The organism is Epilithonimonas xixisoli, assembly GCF_004365655.1.
GTDB lineage: Bacteria > Bacteroidota > Bacteroidia > Flavobacteriales > Weeksellaceae > Epilithonimonas > Epilithonimonas xixisoli.
In genome coordinates this window covers 905,686-928,394 of the sequence record NZ_SOEO01000002.1, presented here as the reverse complement: position 1 = coordinate 928,394, position 22,709 = coordinate 905,686, and the positions used below count along the sequence as shown (strand labels likewise).

19 protein-coding genes are annotated in these 22,709 nt (G+C 36.3%); 6 read left to right on the top strand and 13 right to left on the bottom strand.

Going from position 1 to position 22,709, the window contains the following annotated elements; genetic code table 11:
• Positions 1-57 precede the first annotated feature (57 nt).
• The 3 genes from B0I22_RS11670 to B0I22_RS11660 all read right to left on the bottom strand — a co-directional run bounded on the left by B0I22_RS11670 (position 58) and on the right by B0I22_RS11660 (position 6,629).
• On the bottom strand, positions 58-3,864 hold the full coding sequence (locus B0I22_RS11670) for a DUF7619 domain-containing protein (protein WP_133945008.1): 3,807 nt from the start codon (positions 3,862-3,864) through the stop codon (positions 58-60).
• A gap of 82 nt (positions 3,865-3,946) precedes the next feature.
• Positions 3,947-4,708, bottom strand: a complete 762-nt coding sequence (locus tag B0I22_RS11665; RefSeq protein WP_133945006.1) for a LytR/AlgR family response regulator transcription factor — start codon at positions 4,706-4,708, stop codon at positions 3,947-3,949.
• 1 nt (position 4,709) lies between these two features.
• The gene (locus B0I22_RS11660; RefSeq protein WP_166668226.1) at positions 4,710-6,629 is read right to left on the bottom strand and encodes a tetratricopeptide repeat-containing sensor histidine kinase; all 1,920 of its coding nucleotides are present in this window, start codon (positions 6,627-6,629) and stop codon (positions 4,710-4,712) included.
• 114 nt (positions 6,630-6,743) lie between these two features.
• Between B0I22_RS11660 and nadD the strand changes: the two genes are divergently transcribed.
• The 5 genes from nadD (at position 6,744) to B0I22_RS11635 (ending at position 12,169) form a co-directional block, all read left to right on the top strand.
• Positions 6,744-7,373 (top strand): nicotinate (nicotinamide) nucleotide adenylyltransferase, encoded by a 630-nt coding sequence (gene nadD / locus B0I22_RS11655; RefSeq protein ID WP_246022210.1) that lies wholly within the window; start codon positions 6,744-6,746, stop codon positions 7,371-7,373.
• Positions 7,374-7,377: 4 nt separating this feature from the next.
• Positions 7,378-8,136, top strand: coding sequence for an energy transducer TonB (locus B0I22_RS11650; protein ID WP_133945000.1), 759 nt, complete (start codon positions 7,378-7,380; stop codon positions 8,134-8,136).
• 2 nt (positions 8,137-8,138) lie between these two features.
• Positions 8,139-8,492 carry a DUF3817 domain-containing protein gene (locus B0I22_RS11645; protein WP_133944998.1) on the top strand — a complete coding sequence of 118 codons (354 nt, stop codon included), beginning with the start codon at positions 8,139-8,141 and terminating at the stop codon, positions 8,490-8,492.
• Positions 8,493-8,619: 127 nt separating this feature from the next.
• On the top strand, positions 8,620-9,618 hold the full coding sequence (locus tag B0I22_RS11640; RefSeq protein WP_133944996.1) for a 2-hydroxyacid dehydrogenase: 999 nt from the start codon (positions 8,620-8,622) through the stop codon (positions 9,616-9,618).
• Positions 9,619-9,919: 301 nt separating this feature from the next.
• Positions 9,920-12,169, top strand: a complete 2,250-nt coding sequence (locus B0I22_RS11635; protein WP_133944994.1) for a TonB-dependent receptor domain-containing protein — start codon at positions 9,920-9,922, stop codon at positions 12,167-12,169.
• Between the two features lie 63 nt (positions 12,170-12,232).
• On the opposite strand, the gene B0I22_RS11630 is transcribed toward B0I22_RS11635, so the two are convergent.
• From B0I22_RS11630 to B0I22_RS11585, 10 genes are all read right to left on the bottom strand, one after another.
• On the bottom strand, positions 12,233-13,258 hold the full coding sequence (locus B0I22_RS11630; protein WP_246022208.1) for a hypothetical protein: 1,026 nt from the start codon (positions 13,256-13,258) through the stop codon (positions 12,233-12,235).
• Positions 13,255-14,853 (bottom strand): flavin monoamine oxidase family protein, encoded by a 1,599-nt coding sequence (locus B0I22_RS11625; RefSeq protein WP_246022206.1) that lies wholly within the window; start codon positions 14,851-14,853, stop codon positions 13,255-13,257. Before B0I22_RS11625 ends, B0I22_RS11630 begins: the two co-directional genes overlap by 4 nt.
• A gap of 15 nt (positions 14,854-14,868) precedes the next feature.
• Positions 14,869-16,383, bottom strand: a complete 1,515-nt coding sequence (locus B0I22_RS11620) for a polyamine aminopropyltransferase (protein ID WP_133944992.1) — start codon at positions 16,381-16,383, stop codon at positions 14,869-14,871.
• Complete coding sequence (locus tag B0I22_RS11615) at positions 16,376-16,591, bottom strand: DUF350 domain-containing protein (protein WP_034963198.1); 216 nt, start codon at positions 16,589-16,591, stop codon at positions 16,376-16,378. Before B0I22_RS11615 ends, B0I22_RS11620 begins: the two co-directional genes overlap by 8 nt.
• A 24-nt stretch (positions 16,592-16,615) precedes the next feature.
• Entirely contained in the window at positions 16,616-16,810 is a 195-nt protein-coding gene (locus tag B0I22_RS11610; protein ID WP_228374632.1) for a hypothetical protein, read from the bottom strand.
• Positions 16,810-18,249 (bottom strand): DUF4178 domain-containing protein, encoded by a 1,440-nt coding sequence (locus B0I22_RS11605; protein ID WP_246022204.1) that lies wholly within the window; start codon positions 18,247-18,249, stop codon positions 16,810-16,812. Before B0I22_RS11605 ends, B0I22_RS11610 begins: the two co-directional genes overlap by 1 nt.
• Positions 18,246-18,608: an S-adenosylmethionine decarboxylase family protein gene (locus B0I22_RS11600; protein ID WP_133944990.1), complete on the bottom strand. Its 363-nt coding sequence runs from the start codon at positions 18,606-18,608 to the stop codon at positions 18,246-18,248. The genes B0I22_RS11605 and B0I22_RS11600 overlap by 4 nt, the downstream gene beginning before the upstream one ends.
• A 94-nt stretch (positions 18,609-18,702) precedes the next feature.
• Positions 18,703-19,620, bottom strand: coding sequence for a citrulline utilization hydrolase CtlX (gene ctlX, locus B0I22_RS11595; RefSeq protein ID WP_133944988.1), 918 nt, complete (start codon positions 19,618-19,620; stop codon positions 18,703-18,705).
• Between the two features lie 38 nt (positions 19,621-19,658).
• Positions 19,659-20,573, bottom strand: a complete 915-nt coding sequence (locus B0I22_RS11590; protein WP_133945187.1) for a dimethylarginine dimethylaminohydrolase family protein — start codon at positions 20,571-20,573, stop codon at positions 19,659-19,661.
• Between the two features lie 71 nt (positions 20,574-20,644).
• Complete coding sequence (locus tag B0I22_RS11585; protein ID WP_133944987.1) at positions 20,645-21,664, bottom strand: helix-turn-helix domain-containing protein; 1,020 nt, start codon at positions 21,662-21,664, stop codon at positions 20,645-20,647.
• 309 nt (positions 21,665-21,973) lie between these two features.
• Here B0I22_RS11585 and B0I22_RS11580 point away from each other — a divergent pair, with 309 nt between their 5' ends.
• Positions 21,974-22,594: a hypothetical protein gene (locus B0I22_RS11580; RefSeq protein ID WP_166668225.1), complete on the top strand. Its 621-nt coding sequence runs from the start codon at positions 21,974-21,976 to the stop codon at positions 22,592-22,594.
• Positions 22,595-22,709: the final 115 nt, after the last annotated feature.

The window sequence follows — 22,709 nt, the reverse complement described above, 5'->3', positions numbered from 1 at the left end:
AAATTTAAACTAAATCATAAAAAATCCCGATTCAGAATTTGAATCGGGATTTTTGTTTTACTCTTTGATAACTTTTCGCGTTATCACTTTGTTTTCGGTTTTTATTTTCAGATAATAAACACCTTGATTGGCATTAATATTAAATTTGACATTCTTCGAAGGCAAACTTAAAATCTGGTTTTGCAAAATCCGTCCGGCAGAATCGTACAATTCTATGGATTTCAGATTTTCTTTGGCTACCACATTCACTTCTCCTTTTGTTGGAATCGGATAGACAGAAATTTCATTAGATTTCAAATCTTCATTTCCTAAAGTTGGAGGCACATTGGATTTTTTATTAGCAAAGATTAATCCGGCTGAGCAAGAAACAATGGCGTTCACATCCAAAGATTGTCTCACGGTAGAGTTGTTGGAGAATACCAAAACTTTGATGTAATATCTTCCGGCGGGCAAACTGTAATTATCCACTTTCGGGCTTCGGCTGTTGACCCAACCTTTGAAACCGTCGCTCAACCATTGTGTTTTTGTGATTTCGATTTCGTCTTCGCTTCCGTCCGGATTTATTTTCACAAGATAAGTCCAGTTTCTGACGAATGACAATGATCTTAGATTCAGTTTTGCATCGGTTGCGTTTTCCGGGATTGCAAATTCTCGGCTTTTGTAAGTGTAATAACCTTCAAAATTATTCAGAGAAATCCAACGGCTGTTGTTTCCGTTTCCGATGTCTGCGTAGCTCCAGCCAGAGAAAGTTTGTCTTACTTTCGGAGTCATTTCTGTTCCGTTGACGTCGTAACCTTTCCAATCGTCGTCGTCAGAATCTATGCTCATCAGATTTCCATCCGAAGCTTTTCCAGTCGAAATATCCGCAGAATTTCCTCCAATACTGAATGATATGGTTTGAGAAGATGTTTTATTATCAGCATCCGAAACAGTCAATTTTGCAGTGTAATTTCCTGGAACGTTATAAACTACTGATGGACTTGCAACTGTCGTTGAGCTAATTGTAGGAGTTCCGGAAAATTCCCAAACATAATTTGTGATTGCTCCTGTACTAAGACTTCCATCAAAATCCACCGGATAATTGTTATTGCTGAATTGATTCGCTTCGTAATTTATTTTAGCCTTCAAAACAGAATTTTCGTCCTGGATTTCTGTGATGTAATCGTTGGTATCAATCGGGAAATTATAATCGAAATAGATTTCTGCGCTATTCGTCACATTATCACCTTCTTGAAGTGTGTTGAGAGACCTTACTTTCAATAAAACATTACCGTGACCGCCACTTTGAAGTTTGATTTTTTTGAAGATAAACTCCACTTTATTTCCAGTGACTCTCGTCATCACATCAGCAGAAGCATTTTGTAATTGAAGCGTATTGATATCAAATTCTGCAGGATTGATGTCCATTTTTACCACAATATTTTCCGCTTCTGCCGTTCCACTATTTTCAAAATTAACGACATAATGCAGATATTTCCCAACAGCTACAGACGGAATCGTTTCGCCTTCCAGACAAACAATATCATTTGGGTCAAAGGAATTTACAACAGTGTGGTTGAAACCAAAATTGTTATCATCCGGCGTCAAGTCTGTGCTGTTTGGTGTAATCTGCGCATTGAAAGTCAAAATATCACCAGAATTGACTGGATTTGTTGTGTGAGTTGGCGTATTAATCGTGAATGTAATTTCTGAAGCTGTATTTTCATAAGGTTTCAGATTGGTGTAATCAAATTCCAAAGTTCCACTGCTCGCCACGGAATATGGAAGTGAACTATTTTGGAAAGTCATTTTGCTGGCATCGTAATTCAGAACTACTTTTCCGGACAGCGTTGTGTTTCCTTTGTTTCTCCAAACTAGTTTGTAAGTCGCATCAAATCCCGGTCTTGCGTTGGTCAATGGTGCAATCACGACCTCAGCATCGTTTTGGTTTCCGTTGGCTGTGACACAAATATCTTGAGTGAAGACATTATTGTTATTATCCGCAAAATTCGTACTGAAATTTGCCGGAGAAACTGTAAATAAAGTTGGATTTTCTGCAAGTGCAACTACATTAAAATTACCAGCTTGTGTGTAAAACTCGTATCTCCCATCTTTCTGAGCAAAGGTTTCTACAGAGTTTGTTCCATCATTTATTTGAAGTTTCAAAAATTCGAAAGCGTTGTCTGATACGTCGCAACCGTTGTTGTTGGCATCGAATTTTACAGTTCCGGAAATGGTGTTGAAGTTTCCGCCTGGTGTGAAAGAGCAGTAAGTGTTAACAGAAATGTTATTGTAGCCGAAATAATCTAAAGAATTCTTGACATTACTTAACTCGGAATCATCCACACAGATAAATTTTAATTTAGGATTATTAGAAAAATTACCATATCCTGCAAAATCATTAATACCATTTTTGGCAAAAATACTTTCTAAATTAGGATTATCACTAATGTATTCAAACGGAGAACCAGCGACTGATATATCTAATTCTTTTAGATTGGGATTATTAGAGATATACATTCCGCCTCCGATACTAAAATCCCTTTTAACCATAGACAATTTGAATTTTTCGGACGATATTCCTTCGATTTTTAATATTTTAGTATTTCCAACATTGATATTATTAATATTCGTATAATCTGCATATAATCCCTTCATATAAACTAGAGGTAAATCTATCATAGCAATTGGATTGTCTGATATAAATAGTTCCCCTAAGTAACTTTCTCCTGAAATCATCAAATTGGATAACTGATTGGATTCAAGATTCAAATATGGTTCAATATTGTTATTAATATTTATTGATCCGTTTACAACAAAGCTTGTAATCGTATTATGACCTAGATTCAAATAACTAAAATTGTTGACTGAAGAATTAAGACTAATTTCTCCACTCAACAGATTATAGGCTAAGTTCAAGTAAAGATTCTCAAAATTAAGCTTAGAAAAATCTACTTCTTGATTGGTAAGTTGATTACTGCCTGCATTCAAATGTTTTAAAACTGATGTAGGTTGCAGATTGAGACTCGTGAGTTTATTGTTCTGACAGTCTAGCGTTTCCAATAGAGGAACCTGCGCCAAATCCAAACTCGAAAGTAATTGATTGCTCACATTCAAATATTCCAATTTTGACAATCCATTAATATTCAAACTCGTGAGTGATGGGTCAAAATTAGCTTCACCCGTACTAAATCCTCCAAATGTCTGCTGATTATTCGAAACATCCAGATGCTCCAGATTTGTAAGGGGTGACGCATCAAAAGTCACAAGAGAATTCCCTCGCAACTCTAGGTTTGTAAGGCTCGGACAATTGCTGATGTTGGAAACTGCCAAATTGTTATTAGTCCAAAATATCGTCTTCACTTGCGGACAATTATCAACCGTAAAAGCTTGCGTATCTCCGTGAACATCATAAGTTGAAGCGTTATAAGTATCTGTATAAGCAGATTTTATCTCCAAAAGATTCGGACAATTCTTAATGCTAACACTTTCGATATCACATCCCGATAAATTAAAGATTTTCAGATTATTAAGTCCATCGATGTTTATATCGCCTATTTTCCCGTGAATGTGCGAAGACATCCCATCGTTTATATAATAGAGTGACTCCAAATTCACAAAGGAATTAATGCCTCCCAAACTGCTATAATTGCTAATGTGTCTCACTTCTATTCTATAAACCAAAGATGCCTCGGAAAGTGAAATCTCGCCATCGCCATCTTGGTCCGCTAATAGGTTGTTTCCATTTTGGTCATAGCAAAGGACAAAATTGCTGAAATTAGTCCCCAAGAAAGCTTCCTTAAAATTCGCATCTGCAAAAGAAACATTTTGAGCCTGCATTCCTATAGAAAAGAATACAAGCCAAATAAATAGTTTTTTCATCATTCGTGTTTTTGTTTTATAAAATTATTGTGTTTTTATGTTAAAATCGCCTGTCAATTAGAATTCGGTTATTTTGAATTAGAATTTATAGTTTACTAATCAGTTCCTGCAACCTTTCCTTTTTCCGCTGAGAAACCGGAAGCTGAGAATCGTCTGACATTATCACAAATCCGCCTTCTTTTCTGATGTAAGATTTCAGTTCATTTAAGTTGATGAGATGTGATTGATGAATCCTTTCAAAGCCTTGGTCTTTCAGCATTTCCTCATATTCTTTCAACGTTTTGGAAATCATCACCGGCTTGTGATTTTTGATGAAAAACTTGGTGTAATTGTCCTCACTTTCGCAACGGATGATGTCTTTGATTTCAAAAAGATGAATGCCTTCCGAAGTAGAAAGTGCAATTTTCTTGAAACCTTCCGACTTTTTCTGAATATTTTCCAGAAGCAAGCCGATGTTTCTGCTATCTCTATTTTGATGGATGACGTTTTTAATTTTCTTCAAAACACTTTGTAATTCCTCAGGATTCACAGGTTTCAAAAGGAAATCCAATGCACTAAATCTGAATGCTTTAATCGCAAATTCCTCGTGAGCCGTGATGAAAATAATGTGAGAATTCACGTTCCCAAATTTCTCATTCAGCTTTTCCAAAATATCAAAACCAGTTCCGTCGTTCATCAGAATATCCAGAAATGCGATGTCGGGTTTTGCCGTTTCCATCAGTTCTGTTCCAGTTTTCACGCTATCTGCCTCGCCCACGATTTGGATTTCCGGCGCGTAGAGATTAATCATCATCTTCATTCCTTCGCGCAGATTGCCGTCATCATCTATTAATACAGCTTTTATCATCTTAATCATTTATGTAATTCAACGGAAGTTCCAGTGTGATTCTGGTTCCTCGGCTGTTATTATTTTCATCTTTCAGTTCCTCGATTTTCAGATTCACTTTCTTATTTTCAAGTTCTTCCAAGGTTTTCAATCGTTTTTTGGAAATGTCCAAAGCCATCGATTGGTGAACATTCACAGAGTTTTTCTTGAGTTCTCTCGATGTATCTATTCCTACGCCATCGTCTTCTATCACGCAAATCAGCTGTTCATCTTTCTGCGTAAAATCGATTTTGATAAAGCCTTTTCCATCCTTTGGCGCAACACCGTGAATAATCGCGTTTTCCACATAAGGTTGCAAAAGCAAAGACGGAATCGCCGTATCATCCTCGATTTCCGAATCTTTATTAATTTTAAAATCAAACTTCTGATTGAATCTCAATTGTTCCAGCTCAAGATAGTTTTGCAACGCCTCAATTTCTTTATCGATCGGGATGGATGATTCTTTGGAAAACTCCAGTGTCAGTCGCATTAGTTTGGAAAATTTGGACAGATATTTCATCGCATCTTCCTTTCCGTTTTGCATAATGAAAGACGAAATCGAAGCCAGACAATTGAACACAAAATGCGGATTCATCTGCAAATGCAAAGCTTTGTGCTCAAACTCGGCGAGTTGTTTTTGCAACATCAAAGTTTTTTCGCGTTCTCTGTTTCGGAAGTAGAAAAACAAACCGACCAAGACAAAAGCCAGAACCACGAAACCCAAAATCACCAACCATTTTGCCCGCATTTCTGTTTCCTTCTTCTCAAGTTGCTCTTTTTCATAATGAAAATCGAGTTCGGTTTTCAGACGTTGTTGTTCGTTGATGATTTTCTCGAGATTGTCTTTTTCGAAGTTGTAATTACGAAGATGTTGCAACGCCAATTCCTGATTTCCTTGCTTGTCATAGATGTCGGAAAGCAGTTTCTCAGACTTCATTCGGGTTTCGGGAAGTTCCAATTCCTTAGCTATTTCCAAACTTTTCCCCGCAAATTCAAGCGATTTTTCGGGATGATTTTCTTTAAAATAAATTTCTCCCAGCAAAAGATAAGTATCAGAAAGTCCGAATTGGTCTTCGATGCTTATGAAAGTCTCTTCTGCTTTCAACAAAAATTCTTTAGCCAAATCATATTGATTTTCAGAAATATAATATCTAGAATAATTGTTATAAAGTTCGCCCAAACCTCTTGCATTGGGATGGATTTCGAAGGCTTTCAAACTCTCATCAAAATATTGTTTTGCTTTGGTTTTTTGATTTTGATTAAGGTAAATCAAACCGATATTGGAAGCGCTCACCGCCACCGCAGGATTGTTGTCTTGTTTCTGAAGCTGATTGGCTTTTAGGAAATATTCCAAGGCTTTTTTTCCATCGTCAATGGAATTATAAATCACGCCAATGTTGTTGTAAATCTTGGAAAGTTGAAGTTTATTTTTCAGATTTTCATAGATTTTCACCGCCCGGAAATCATATTCCAAAGCTTTTGCATAATTGTTTTTTTCGGAAAATGCGATGCCTTTGCTTCCCAATGTTTTTGCCAAGATTTCCTGCGATTCTTTCGATGGATTTTTTTGATTGATGAGAATCTGTTCCGACGCTTCAAAATTCTGAATCGCCTTGTCGTAATCGCTTAAAATGATGTAGGAAATCCCAATGTTCTGATACGCTTTTGCCTTTTGAATAGGATTGTTACTTTTTTTAGAATTCATCAGCGCGAGCTTTGCAAACTTCTGCATCTGCGATGGGTCCGAAGATTGATACGCCTCAGAAATCTGATTCTGAAGTTGGATGATTTTGTCGGGGTCATTCGTTTGACTTAAAATCAACAACAGTGAATCTGGAGCCGATTTTTGCGCAGAATTGATAACAAAAGAGCAAAAAAAGAGGAGCGTAAAAAGTGGTTTCATTTGTGTTTCGTGTGCAAAATTAAAACTATTGATTTGAAAATCAAAACTATAAATGAGAAATCGCAGGTTCTGAATTAGAATTTGATTTCTGATTGACATTTTAATTCTTTAAATTTGAGATTCAAAAGCATTACAATTTTGGGAAACTCAAAGAAAATCGGACTTTTTTTCGGATCATTCAATCCTATTCATATCGGTCATTTGATTTTAGGAAATTATATTTTGGAAAATTCTGATATGGAGGAATTGTGGTTTGTGGTCAGTCCGCAAAATCCTTTCAAAGACAAAAAATCACTTTTGAAAGACCATAATCGTTTGGATATGGTGCAACTTGCCATCAAAAATTATCCAAAAATGCGCGCTTCCAATGTCGAATTTTCTCTGCCAGTTCCTAGCTATACGATTGATACTTTGACTTATCTGAAAGAAAAATATCCAGATTTTTCATTTTCATTAATTATGGGCGAAGACAATCTGGGAAGCCTTCACAAATGGAAAAACTACGAATTGCTTTTGGAAAATTATCAGATTATCGTTTATCCTAGGATTTTCGGTGAAGACATTTCGACTCCGCTCAATGTGACAGAATTAAAAAACCACGAAAATATTCATCAAATCGATGCGCCAATCATAGAACTTTCTGCGACTGAAATTCGAAATATGATAAAAGCTGGAAAAAACACACGACCAATGTTGCCTCCGGAAGTTTTTGAGTATCTTGATGGAAGTAGTTTTTATAAATAATTTTATGAAGAAATTATTAGTTTTATTTCTAGTTTTAAATTGTGCTTTTATTTATTCACAATCAGATTCTCTACGAAAAAAATGGATTGAAGAGTTAAATGAAAAATTTGAAAAGAATTGCAAGAAAGATTCTGAAAAAGCATCGATAGATTCTAAAATAAAAACTCTTTATTACATCAACGTTCCCGCTCCAGATGGTGAAGAATTTCTGCAGGAAAAAGAATTTGCTAAAATTCTAAGTGAAGAAAATATTACTTTTGGAGGTCTTTGGATGGGAAGTGACATTTCAGGATATTATACGGATAGCTTATGTTATAAATCTAGTATGACAAGATATGCTGAAGCTAAGTTTGGAAAAGAATTTTTCAAAAATAAAAAACTACAAGCTTTAGAAATTTTTATTAAAGAAAATCCAAATCGTATTTTTCATAATTATGAAGATTTGGATAGAGATTTTGTCATCAAACAACAAGATATTTTAAATAAAGAATTTTGGGTTAACTTTAGTTTACCAAAAGACTACGTCATTAGAAAAGCTGAAGATTATTATTCTTATGCGATTGTTGATTTTGTAATTGATAAAAATGGAGAAATGACAGATTTAAGAATCGATATTAAACTTCAAAATCCTAAAAATGAACAATTTAAACCATTGATTGAAAATCAGATCATTAAGACTGTGAGAAAAATTAAATGGTTACCAAATAATTACAAAGGTTTTATTGTTAAAAGTGAATTCAGTCCAACATTAGGTTTACCATAATTATGAACATTATAGAAAAATATTACTCAAAATATCCGGAAGAAAAAGTCACCAAATGGTTCAAGCAGATTTGTGTTGCAGAAGCTATTTCTTGGTTTTTCCTTTTCACAGCGATGGTTTGGATTCGTGTAGAGCCAGAAGATATTTTCGCCATTATTTACATCAGTACTGTGGGAAGTCTCCACGGACTTTTTTTTACGCTTTATCTCATCTTTCTTCCTGCGATTAGAAAAATATTTTCTTGGGATGACGAGGAATCTATCTTCGCATTGATGGGCGCTTTTTTCCCTTTCGCAACTATTTTTGTTGAGAAGAAATTACTCCGTAAAAATCGGGAAACTGAGGAAAATCAATAAAGAATAATCAACATTTAAAACTAAACTCAGTAACTTTAATGTATGAAATCGCATTTAGTAGAGTTAAAAAAATCCATCTCACGATTAGCGATTGCAGATGACCATAGAAAAAAATAGATAACTGCTTATGAAAATCACTTTCTTCTCCACCAAACCTTACGACAAAGAATTCTTTGACAAAGTCAATCAGAATTTCAATTTCGAACTTGATTATTTTGAAACGCATCTTGGTCCGCACATTCTGAATGTGGTAGATCATTCCGATGCTGTTTGTGCTTTTGTGAATGACAAACTGGATGCTTTCGTTCTGCATTCTCTTGCGAAAAAAGGCGTGAAATACATTGCGTTGCGATGCGCAGGTTTCAACAATGTGGATTTGGAAGCGGCGAAACGTCTGGGCTTGAGAGTCTGCAGAGTTCCCGCTTATTCTCCAGAAGCTGTTGCAGAGCACGCAATGGCGATGATTCTGACGCTTAACAGGAAAACTCACAAAGCGTACAATCGCGTTCGTGAGCAGAATTTTGCTTTGAATGGATTGATGGGTTTTAATCTTTATCAAAAAACAATCGGTGTGATTGGAACGGGAAATATCGGAGCGGCTTTTGCGAAGATTGCGAAAGGATTTGGAGCGAGAATCCTGGCTTATGACATTGCAGAAAATCAAGAACTTAAAGCGTTGGGAATCGAATATGTTTCTCAAGAACAATTACTTTCGGAATCTGATATTGTTTCACTTCATTGTCCTTTGATGGATTCTACACGTCATTTGATTAATGCAGATTCCATCAAAAAAATGAAACCTAATGTGATGATTATCAACACCAGCCGAGGTGGATTGATTGACACAAAAGCGGCAATCAAAGGTTTGAAATCCAAACACATCGGCTATCTCGGCATTGATGTCTATGAGCAGGAAGAAAAATTGTTTTTCCGCGATTTGTCGCATACGATTATCGAGGATGACACAATCCAGCGATTAATGAGTTTTCCTAATGTTTTGGTGACGGCGCATCAGGCTTTCTTTACAGCGGAAGCTTTGCATCAAATTGCAACTTCTACGTTGACAAGTCTTTCGCACTTTGAGAAAAATGAAGAATTTGAAAATCCGAATGCTGTTTTGATTTAGAGTTTTCATTAATATAAAAAAATAAATCCCTTAAAATTCAAGTCTGAACTTTCAGATAATTAAGCCTTTGCAAAATTTTGCAAAGGCTTTTTTTAATTTATTACAATCTTGATGTAACAAAATATTGCATCAGATTGTCTTACTTATAAATTTGATGAAAATTTTTTATTACTGATAACCAATACTTTAAAAGCAATAAACATTTTTATTTACTACTTTGTATTGCATAATACTAATTTAATTACATATCTTTGCAATATCAAATAGTAAGAAAAACAAACTACTCTAATCAAAATAAATTATGAAAGCCAAAATACTCATCGCAGCCATCTTTTTCTCCGGAATGATTTCTGCCCAGCAAACCAAAACAGATTCTGCGAATACAAAAAACATTGAAGCAGTTACGATTACAAAACAAGTTTTCAAAAAGCAAAGCGACCGTTTTGTTTATGACGTTGCCAACTCTCCTGTTGCAAAAGGAAACACAACTTTTGAAATTCTGAAACAAACGCCATTATTATCTTCCACAGACGACAAGACTTTGAGAATCGCAGGAAAAAACAATGCTTTGATTTTCATTAATGGAAGAAAAACGAATATGGATGCGGAATCTCTGGCTCAGTTTCTAAAAAATACGCCAGCTGAAAATATTCAGAAAATTGAGGTGATTACAACACCAGGAAGTGAATATCAAGCGGAATCTTCTGACGGAATCATCAACATCATCATGAAGAAAAAAATGACCGACGGAACTAACGGAAACTTGAGAATGTCCAACTCTCAGAACAAATACAACGCAAGTTCTGCAAGTGCCTCTATCAATTATAGAAAAGATAAATTGGGAATATCCGGAAACATATCTACAAGCGATAATATCCAAGCGCAAGAATACACGTTAAAAAACAGAAATGGAGAATATTCCAATGAATCTACCGGAAATATCGACGATCCAAACAAAAATCTTGGAGGCTACATCAACATTGATTATCAATTGAATGACAACAGCAACTTAGCCTTGACTTGGAATTCTTGGGCAAACAGAAGTTATGATTCACGAGTTGATCTTTTCAATATCTCGGAAGGTCCAGATCCAATTTCTGGCTTATTAGAAAAAAAATACAGCATTTCCAGAAACCGCGAAAACGCAAGATCTTATAATAATTCATTAAACCTAAACTATGAATTAAAAACAGATACTTTGGGAAGCAAATTGAATTTGAATGCCGCTTATCTTAATTACAGAAGATTTCAAATCACCGACAACAGAACTATTTTCTCCAATGCTTTCGGAAACGACTTAGGTCTTAGTAAACAAACCATTCAGGATTTGCCACAATACATCAACAATTTCTCGGGAATGGTAGATTACATCAAGAAATTCAAGAAAGATTTCACGGTTTCTGTGGGTGGAAATTATAATAAAACCAAAACGGATAATGATACAAAGAATGATACTTATTTTGTAGATCCATCAAGACCAACTAAAAATGAACCCAACCATTTCATTTATGATGAAAATATCTACGGCGCGTATTTGACTTTGGAAAAGAAACTTTCAGAAAAATTCTCTGGGAAAATCGGAGCGCGATATGAGATTACAAACAGTCTTGGAACATCGGATAATTCTCAGAATCCAGCCTATGCAAGGATCGAAAGAAACTTCAACAATTTCTTGCCTTATCTAAGTTTAAACTACGCTATCAATGATAAAAACAATATTTCCTACGCCTTCTCCAGCAGAATGAGAAGACCGAGTTTTTGGGAAGTCAATCCTGTGAGAAATATTTTGACGGATGACAATTACACTCAGAATGATCCTTTTGTGAAAGCGTCTTCTGTTTATAATCAAGAGATGACTTATATGTTCAAAAACTCTTATTTCTTGGTAGTGAATCACTCATTTGTGAAAGACCAAATCACGCAAGTGCCATTGCAAGGAATCGTACAATATGCCAATGGACAAATGGGAACTAAGAATGAGTTGCGCTACATCAGAACGAACTTTGGTGATAGACACGAACTTTCTGCAATGCTTGGTTTGCAAAAATCATTCTTCAAACAATATTGGAGCACCAATTTCAACATCGGAATCCAATACAACAAAAATAAAGGAAGTCTGAGTATGGATCCAACGACCGGCGACATTTTCCCGACTTACACGAACGACATCAGTTCCACAAGTCTTCTTATTCAGATGAATAACAATATTAGACTAGACAAAAAGAAAACTTGGTTCCTTGGTGTCAACGGATTCTATGTGGACAAACAACAGATTGAATTAGGTTTGCTTAAAGATTTGATGAGCTTAGATCTCAACCTCAAAAAAATCTGGAACAACTGGACATTTGCAGTCGATGTGAGAGATGTATTGAGAACGAATGTTGTAGAAATCGAGGATTATCAAGCGAATGGAAATTACAACTACATCAAAAATGACCAATTCCGAAGAGGCGTAATGGTGAGCTTGACTTACAACTTCGGAAACAACAAAGTGAAGAAAGTGAGAGACATAGAAAGTGCTTCCGACGCTATTAAAAACCGCACCAGATAACTAAATTATATATCACGTTAAATTTTTTTCAAAGGAAACTCCCGAAGCAATTTGGGAGTTTTTTTATTCTTTCTGATTTCTCCAGATGAATCCATCCAGCAAATAATGCGTGAGTTGAGGCACGACCAAAAGTGGAACCAAAAACTGTTGCCAAGTGATGGAAACTTCAAAGCTCTCAATAGAAAAATGTTCCCGCCAAACTAAGATTTCCCACATCATTTCTTCGAAAAAAGCAAAGCCCAGAAGAATCAAAACAAACAAGAAAATCCCGAAGCTGGTTTTGAAGATGGAAAGTTTTTTTAAGCTTAAATCATCTTTCTGCTCAATTTCGCGGATGTAAATCAAAGCGATGTACGGAATGCCGTGAGAAATAACATTGAGTAAGGTAAAAATCAAATCATTATTGAAATAAACAATCCCAAAGTACCAAGACATATATGTTCCGGCAATGATGGCGTTCTTCGGAATGTTATATGATTTTTCATTAATGAAGAGATAAATGGTTTTCAATATCCAAATGGCGAGAATCACAAAATAAATCACCGTGATTGCAGGTAAATAATTCGGAATTGAGCTTGTCCAACTGAACTCATTTTCCACAAACCAATTGAAAGCTCTGGGCGTCTTAATCCAATAAAGCATAGGAAAAATCGTTGCCGAATAAATGGCCAAGCCATCCCAAAATTTTGAAAAACCTTTCGCCTCAAATCTCGCGTACAATCTCATAAAACCATATTGCTGACGCACAAAATGAAACACCGCGACCAAAGCCAAACCTGACCAAAAGAACAAACTCCCAAACTGATAGAAAATCAAACCGAGAATCAAACTGATTGCCGGAATGCCCAAGTACAAAAGTTTCCGCTTTTGGAATTCGTCCTTAATGAAATACGTTTTGAATAATGTTGAGTAAACGTGCGCCACATCTACAAAAACGATGAGAATCAACCAAGTGTAGAACGAATAATGGTTTTCCAGATTTTGAATCTGACTTTGAAACAAAATCACCACCGTCAACACCAAAAATGGCGGAGACAAGATAAAACGCCAATCCGTTTTCGCATTATGAATCCACGGCTGTCCCATCATTTCAGCATTTCTTTTACCGCATTGATACCTTGATGAAAAGCCTCTTCGAAAATGGAAATCCCCGATAAATCTGAGTGAGCAAAGAACACTTTCCCATCGATATTTTTTTTCGCCAAAGCTCTTTCGGCTCCGAAAATAAAATTTGGAATCGGAGAAATCATCCCGTGACCCAACTTATGAAACTGAATATCAAGGATGAAATCTTCAATCTCGGGATGCGCGACTTTCAAATCTGCAAGAATCAGTTTTTTCAAGTCTTCATCTTTTTGATAGTATAATTTTTTTCTAGCTTTTTTGCAGTCGTCCGTAGAAAAACTTCGGTAATAGGTGATGACTTTTTCGCCCACATTTTGACTGAGGTTTTGATGTTGGTCATTAATGTAACCCAAACCTTCCGTCCCAAAAATCACGTTATCCCAAGCCAATTCTTCACCGCCACCAAATTCATTTTTCAGTGTCAAAGTCGCCAATAGCCAAGGCACATAATTGAAATTTTTCAGTTTTCTGTCTTTGAAAATATATTGATTCACTAATTGTGGCGTTGCAAAAAGCACTTTTTCGGCAATAATTTTTTTAGAGATTTTAGTTTGATTATCAAAAACCAAAGCCTCCACATTTTCCGCATTCCAAGAGACATTGTAAACCAAATGTTGTGATAGATTTTTATCTTCCGCAAACTTCGAAAGATGCTTTGCCAATCGCGCATTTCCTTCTGGCCAAGTGAAAACCTGGTCGTGGCGGTTGGTCGCCCAATTGTTTTTTCGTCCCGCAAAATAATGGATTCCCGCCCACGCAGAAACGTATTTCATTCCCAAACCATAGTCGTCTTTGCAGGAATAATCCATCAGCCAAAGCAATTCTTCGGATTCGAAATGGTTGGATTGAAGCCAGCTTTCAAATGTGATTTTATCAAGATTTTTCGCTTCAGTTTCCTGGCTGGATTTGTCCAATGGAATATCAAACCAATACTTTCCAGACGCATCTTTTCTGATCCGGAATTCGTCCATTAATTTGAAAAAACGCTCGAATTCTTTTTTTGTTTTTAATGAAATTCCGTTTTGTGGCGTGAGGTCATTTTGCCATTCATTTTTGAAGAAAAGTCGCTCTTCTTTTGGGAACGTGAGTTGCTCGACATCGAAGGTTGGCAATCCATTTTCGTCATCGCCGAGGTAGATTTTGCATTCCTTCAGAAACTCAATCAAATCCAAATCTTCTTTGTTTGGAATTGGCAAATAATGGGCGCCGAGCGGGAATTTTGAGAACTTGTTTTCGCCATTTGAAGCATTTCCTCCCAAATGATTTTCCATTTCGACCAGAAGAAAATCCGTTTCATCGTTTTTGGTCAAATGTCTGCAAGCCGAAAGTCCGGATATTCCACTGCCGACAATCAGGAATTTGGTTCGGATTTCCTCAGTTGCTTTAGGAAAATCTTTTGCCCAAAGTTGATGTCCTAAAACATAGTTCGTTCCCGTCATCTTCAATAAAATCGACTTTGATTTCTGCTTACAATATTGCAGAAACGGCAACATTGCCCCAGCCCACAACATTGTTGTGAGAAAGGATTTTCGGGAAATTGGATTGCGATTCTGAGACAATTTTAAGGATTTAAATTACTGGATTTTGCCCCATTCTTCATCAAAATATCGAACCAAAATCTGATTGTCTAGTCGATTAACTTCCAGATTTTCAGCTTTCATATCTTTGCTGAAGTAGGACATTTGCTTAAAATTATAATCATAAAATTTCAAATCAGGAATTTTTCTAACGATTTTATTATCAATCGGTTGGAACGATGCGAAACAAAATCCCCATTCTCCAAAACTTGGAACATAAGTGTAATAAGCCGTTGTGAAAGAAAAAATTTGATTGATGGTTTTCTCGATGCACCAGAAAGATTTCGGTGCGAAATATGGCGAAGTGGTTTGCACTACGATTTTGGTGTCAGACGTTGTAACTTTTTCCAATTCCTTGTAAAACTGAACCGAATATAATTTTCCCAAACTGTAATTGGAAGGGTCCGGAAAATCGATGATGATGACGTCGTATTTCTTCTTGTTTTCCTTAATCCAAATGTACGCGTCCTTGTTGATGATTTGTAATTTCGGGTTGGAAAGTGCGCTGTGATTCAGTTTTTTCATCGTTTCGTTGTCTTTGAAAAAATTGGTCATCTGGCCGTCCAAATCTACGAGCGTGATGTTCTTCACGTCTTTATATTTCAAAACTTCTCTCACCGCAAAACCGTCGCCTCCGCCCAAAATCAAAACGTTGGAAATATTTTTGGCCATAGACATTGCGGGATGAACCAAAGCCTCGTGATAGCGGTATTCGTCGGCGGAAGAAAACTGGAGATTGTTGTTGAGATAAAGTCGGAAATCTTTGTCGTTCCGCGTCAAAACAATTCTTTGGTAAGGCGAATTGTTGGCGTAAACGATATTTTCACCGTACAATTTTTCCTCAGAAAACGCCAAAAGTTTATCCGAAAAAATAAATAAAGCGACCAATCCCAAAAAGGCAACAATGGATTTGGCCTTCAAAGCGATTGGGTTTTTCAATTCTTTTTCCAAATAGAAAGAGAGAAAAATGGCAATTGAAATATTAATCAAACCAAAAAAAAGTGGCGTTTTGATAATCCCCAAACTTGGAATCAAAACTAATGGAAAAAGAATTGATGCTAATAACGCTCCGATATAATCAAATGCGAAAACGTTGGAAACCAAATCTTTAAAAGCAACTTTATCCTTCAGGATATTCATCAACAATGGAATTTCCAAGCCGACCAAACATCCCGTCACAAAAACGAAAAGGTACAAAACCGGCTCAAAATGCTGAATCGTATTAAACAAAAAGAACAAAACCACCGAACTGATTCCGCCAATGACGCCGACGAGAATCTCAATCTCAACAAATTTGTTCAGCAAATCCTTGTGAATAAACTTTGCAAAATACGACCCAACGCCCATCGAAAAAAGGTAAACGCCGATAATGAAAGAAAACTGCTTCACAGAATCTCCCAAAAGATAACTCGCCAAAGCGCCCGCCACCAACTCGTAAATCAGTCCGCAAGTCGCAATGACAAACACCGAAAAAAGCAGAAGCAATTCAAAAGAAATGCGTTTTTTATCCATGAATCGCTCCGCTGATAATGATGGAAATCCCGATGATAAAAGCGCCCAGAATAATTGCCAAAGCGGTATTGTTGTTTTTTGAAATCTCGTGCCAGGTTTTTTCCGGCGTCAGTTTTTCGATGATGAGGTAGCAAACCAAGAGAATTGCGACTCCCAAAAAAGCGTATAATATTGAATTGACTATCGGTAAATAATTAAATTCTCCCATTGTTTCTTGTTTTTTTAATCAAAGTTATTTGTGATAATATCTGTAAACGGACGTTCCGTGCGAGCGGTATCTTGAGGTTCCATCCCTGTATTTTTCGGTCTTTGCACAATCGCAAAACTGGTTTCCGGTATAGGTCAAATAGAGAAACCAACCCAGAAAAAACACGCCTGCGAAGACGACAAGTTTATATTTTTTGATGTAATTAATGATTTTTTCCATCAGCTCGTGTAATCGTTAAAAGGTGAATAGTTGCTGTTTTCCCATTTGGTTTTATCAAAAAGATATTTTCCCCAATAATTGAGTCCAACAAGCACAGCCATAATTCCGAGAATGATAAAGTAATTCCAAAAACTAACCGGTTTCCAAAAAGCCTGAATGGCGAAATTGGGATTGGCAGAATCTGTGTCTGGAATATTGGTTGAGAAGTTTGGATTTTTCAGTTTGAAAGCCTTCGCTTGTTCCAATTCTGCAAACGTCGCGGAATCATTTTGTTGAAGATTTTCAAGGCTCACTGCTGTTTTTTCGCCCGATGGAAGAATGACATCTACAAAACCATCGCCTGTGTAAGCGAACGTCTTTTTGCCATCTGGCGCATAGAAAGTTTCGCCTGCCGGTTGTTCAAAACCTTGTTTCTGTGCGCTGATTGAGAAGTGATATTTTCCTGGCGCAACACCACAGAAATTGAATTCTTTTTCTTTACTTCCCTCAGACCAGCTTTCGCCACTTTCGTAGCCGTAATATTGTTCGATATCTTGGGAGGTGTATTCGATTTCGTTGGAATTTTCATTAACCAAACTTAATTCTACATTTGCCCAGGAATTATCGACATTGGAAGCGAGTTTGACATTAAGCGGGGCTGATGCGCCATTCAGGTCAAAAGATTTGGAAATCAATTCTTTACTTCGGACAGAATCGAATCTAATATTATCGCTGAAAACCTCATAATTGCTTCTGGAAACTGTGTTGTAAAGCTGAAACAAACTCATTATCAACGCCACAACGATGAACACATTCAGCAACTGTCTTGGGTTCACATAGTACGGCTGAACAATCCCAATCCCCGAATAATTTGGCATATAAGCAGGTTTGAACGCTTTCTTGATTTCATTTTTTGAGATGTGTTTTCCCCAAAGAAAAGTTTTGTCAGTTCCAACTTGTTCCATAGAAACCATCTCTGTTCCATTGACAAACTCCTTATACGTCGCTAAACTGAACTTGAGTTTATCTTCGAAGAAACCAGTTGCGGACTCAATACTGTTTGGCGTAGATTCGTACCAGCGGTATTTTTTGTCCTCAAACTCTGCGTGGAATTTGAATTCTTTTTTAGGCATTTCCTTTGGGAACATTATCACCCAATGGCCGTTGCTTTCGCTTAGGAATGCGTCATTCAGATTTTTATCTTTAAGGTGATACTCTCGCCAGAAAACAGAACTTCCATATTTCTTGACCACGATGGCAACCACGGTATATTCAGTTCCATCTATTTTTCCTTTTTGACCAACTTCGAGAACCACATTTTCGGTTGGTTTTCTGACATTTTTGATGATTTTCCCCTGCTCACTCAACATCGAGCAAGACTTACAGATAAAACTCTCAACGGTGAAATCGAGGTCTAGGGAAGTTTCTTTTTTGCAACTTGGACAGGTGTAATTCATCATCTTCGGATTTTGTGTTCTTTGATGATGTGTCCAGAGAAATACTCGGTTACGGCTTTGGCAATCGTTTCGGTCTTGTGAGAATTATCTCCGAAATAATTGCACAACAAAATATCGAAAGTCAGTTGTGAAAATTCCGGCCAAGTGTGGATGCACAAATGAGATTCTTTGAGAATGACTGCCGACGTGAAACTGCCGTTTGAGAAGATATGATGCGTTTCTCCAACGACTTCTGTTTCATTTTCCAGCAAGATTTCTTTTACTCTTTTGATGAAGGAATCGTAGTCTAACAGTAGATTTTCTTCGCTTACTTTTAACGTTAATAAGATGTGTAAACCTTCGCTATAAGTTTCTAATTCCATTTGTGCTAAATAATGACAGCAATATCCTATTTTTTTGGAAGATTGACAATAGAAAAATAAAAAAGCTACAAAAATTTGTAGCTTTCATTGAATTTTATTTCTTCGGCAAGAAAATCTCCGCCAACATACAGCGGGCACTTCCGCCACCGTTGGTTTCTATGGTTTCCAAATCGGAGTAGATGATTTCTGAATATTTTTCAATCGCGGATACTTGTTCTGGTTTCAAAGATTTGTATGCACTTTGGCTCATTACCAGGAATTTTTCTCCTGAATTGTTTTGGACTTGAAGCATATTTCCCGCGAAATCCTGCATTTGGTCTTCGGAGATTTCTATCAATTCTTTACCTGAATTTTTGATGGAATCGATGACATTTTGTCTTTCCGTTTCATCATCAATGCAATCCAGACAGATGACAACAAATTTGTCCGCCACGCACATCATTACATTAGTATGATAGATTGGCAATCTTTCTTCGCCAGCAGTCTGATAAGAATGAAAAACGACTGGCGTAAATCCAAACTCACTACAGAATTTCCTAAAAAGTTCCTCATCCAACCTCAACGAAACAGAACCATAAGCAATTTTATTATGGTGGTCGAAAATCATACTTCCAGTTCCTTCCAGATATTTGTCCTCGTTTTCAATCTTGGAATAATCGATGATGTCTGTGACATCAAATTGTTCTTTGATTTGATTAATGATATCCTCACGTCTTTCCAAACGTCTGTTTTTGGCAAACATTGGATACAAAACGATTTTTCCATCAGCGTGAAAACTAACCCAATTATTAGGGAAAATAGAATCCGGCGTTTTTGGTTCAATCGTATCTTTGATGGTAATGACGTTGATGCCTTTCGCTCTCAGTTTGTCAACAAAAGAATGGAATTCCTGCAAGGCTTCTTCCTGCACATTTCCTTCCTGCTGTACTTGGAAATAGTTGTTAACCGCCGTTTGCTCGTTGAATCCGAAAGCAATTGGCTCTACCATTAGAACTGTATCTGTGGTTTGCATTTAAAATTAAATGATTAAAGAATTAAACGATTAAAAAATTACTCTCTAACAAGAGGAAGTGTCGAACATCTCAAAAGTCCGCCCATTTTGGAAATTTCTCTATATGGAATTTCTTCTACAGTAATTCCCCATTCGTTGCGGAAATGGTCATTCATTCTGGTAAAAGCTTTGTCGGAAACTACAACGTCTGGTGCGATTGAGAAGACATTCGGGAACATTTGGAACATCTCTTCGTCATTGACATTGAAGCAATTTTCTTCGCCAAAAATATCGAGAACCAATTGGTAATCATCTTCGTCCACAAATCCGTTTTTGTAAATCACACATTTGTCTTCCCCAATCGGGTTGAAAGTACAATCTAAATGCAAAATGCCTTCGTAAGGTTTGGTGTCACTTTTCTTTAAATCCAAATCGATGATTCTCTTTTTCGGGAAATATTCTTTCAGGATTTCGATGGCGTATTCGTTGGTTCTGGCGGTTTTCAGATTTCTATAATCTGGGCTGTAACTGGTTCCAATGAATAAAAATTCGTCCCAAACAATCACATCGCCACCTTCGATGTGTGCTTTTTCCGGCAGATTGACCACGTTTCTCCAAGACACTTTATCGATAATGTGTCGGTAAGCTTCCTGCTCATCTGCACGGTCTGGGATGATGTTGGAAATAATCATTTTATCCTCGATGACAAAAGCGACGTCGCGTGCAAAAACCTGGTTGTAATCTTTGATGATCTTCGGGCGGAAAACCTCAACATCGTATTTTTTCAGAACTTTCTCGAATTCTGACATTTCGAAGACAATATCCTCCTCTTTTGGATAGATACCGTTTTCGATCGTGTTGTATGACTTTGCGTCGTAGCTTTCTGCAAGCGTAGGAATTGGTCCGTTGGATTTTGGTTGCCCCAGAACCACAGACTTTAGTTTTCCCGTTTCGTTTTTAATATTGAGGTTGATTCCCATAAAAATGTAAGTATCGCAAATATAATCAAACAGCTGACATAAGAAAACTTTTGCAAGAATAAAAGTTAGCTTTGAGTTCGGATGTAATCGGATGGTGTAAAACCGGTATGTTCTTTGAAAATTCGGTTGAAAGTTGATTGCTGAGAAAACCCCGCATTTCTGTAGATATGCTCTATGGTGAATTTGAGATGCATTTTGTTTTTGATTTCGGTTTTCACTTGTTCTATTCTATAATCATTTACCAACTGATTGAATTTTTTGTCCCCAATTTTATTGAGTGCTCTGGAAACATATGTGCTGTTGGAGTCTAATATGACTGCCAGTTTTCGAATATTAAAATCTGGATCCTGATACAGTTTATCATTTTCCAGACTTGAGATAATCCGGTCATAAAGATGCTGATACTTATCTGTATTGATGAAAGAATCGTCTTCTTCCGTCTCGTCATCCTCAAAATTCTCCTCTTCGTCCTCTTGCTCTAATGGACTTTCTTGGGTTTCTTCTTTTATGGTGTTAATTAAGTTTTGCTGAAGCTCGATTTTAAAAAATTCATTTTTATAATAAAGAATAAAGAATGAAAAATAGACGGCTATGAAATGAGCAATGTACTCTTGCAAGACCAAAATATGGGGTCTTTCTCTGTAAAATTCCTTGTCTAGTGCAATACCTAGTTGGGCAGAGATTTCGGAAATAAAATAGGATATGATGAGGAAAAAAAAAGCCGACACCACTGAAGCACGGAAAGAAAAAAGAAGCATTACGGCTAATGTGATTGGGACAAAAATGAAAAATATAGCTTGGGAAATATTGGAAAGCAATAAACTAATATAAATGACAAATACGGCCAGCAAGATTATCAAAATCCGGAAAATAACCAAGAAATCAAATTTCGTCTTAGACATTAGAAATCCTGTGTAAACTGTAAAGAAAAAAGCAAGTGATAAAATCTCTATCGGAACGATTACAATGTCGTCTGTAAAAACGCCCAATAATATGTAAAATAGGAATACCCCAGCTACAGAATAAAAGAAAATTTGGCCAAATTCCCTCTTCTTCTGAATCAATTCATCAGATGTGTGTTTCATATGTGTGTTTTGTTATTTCTTAAAATATTACTTAAAAATACCCGCAAGCCGTTTAATTAATAACGAAATAGTTTTCAAAGTAAAAAAAAAATTTTGAAATATTATGAATGTCTTCGTAAAAAAACAATAAAAAATAAGTTGAATTGCAACAAGATGATTTATAAAAATATAAGCTAATTCGTAAATTTTAAAATCACAACTAATTAATTATCAATACATTAAACTCCCATCACAACCAATTAAGCAATCCACTAATAAGAATTGATTCCTAATTAAATTAAAAATGACAAATTTGCAACCGAAACACAAATGATGATAACTACAAACCATAGATCCCGGATTCCGGTTTCCTATTTACTTACACGTCGGGTAATTTCCCGCGCTGCACTTCTGTGGTTTATGATATCCTATCAGTTTCTATCTGCTTACACTCCTATTGATTCTTTACGCACGGAGGTAAAATCGGATTCACTGATTGCAAAACAATCGTCTAAAGAAGGTAAAATTTTCGTAGTAGAAGGAACTCTGTTTTATGATGTGTCCAAAGAAATCTCCTACGATATTGTAATCGTAAAAAGTTCTGTAGATTCTTCCAAAAAAGCTCAGCCCAAAGAACTTAAGAAAAAAACCTTACCATTAGCGAAAAAAGAAACAGCGAAGAAAAGTATTTCACAAAACAAACCTGTTGATGTAAAAGCAAGACCTTTTTCTGGTTCCGACACTTCGTTTTCATTAATATACATTTCCCATTCTAAGGGATTATCTTCTGGTTCTACAGAATCTTTGTTTGCCAAAATAGACAAGGATTTTTATGAATTTTTGAGTTTTTTTTCCAATAAGATTTCATTTGACACAACTCTGCTTTGCAACCCAAGCAGTCAGCTTACCTTTCTTCATACGGTAAGACCTCCTCCTTTCAATTTTTCTTAAACTATAGAATGATGAGCAGACGACATTTGCCGTCGTATCAAATCATCATCACGACCTAATTTCATTCAATTCTAAAAATTGAATCAGGGAATTCTTGTCTCAAATTTCAAGATTA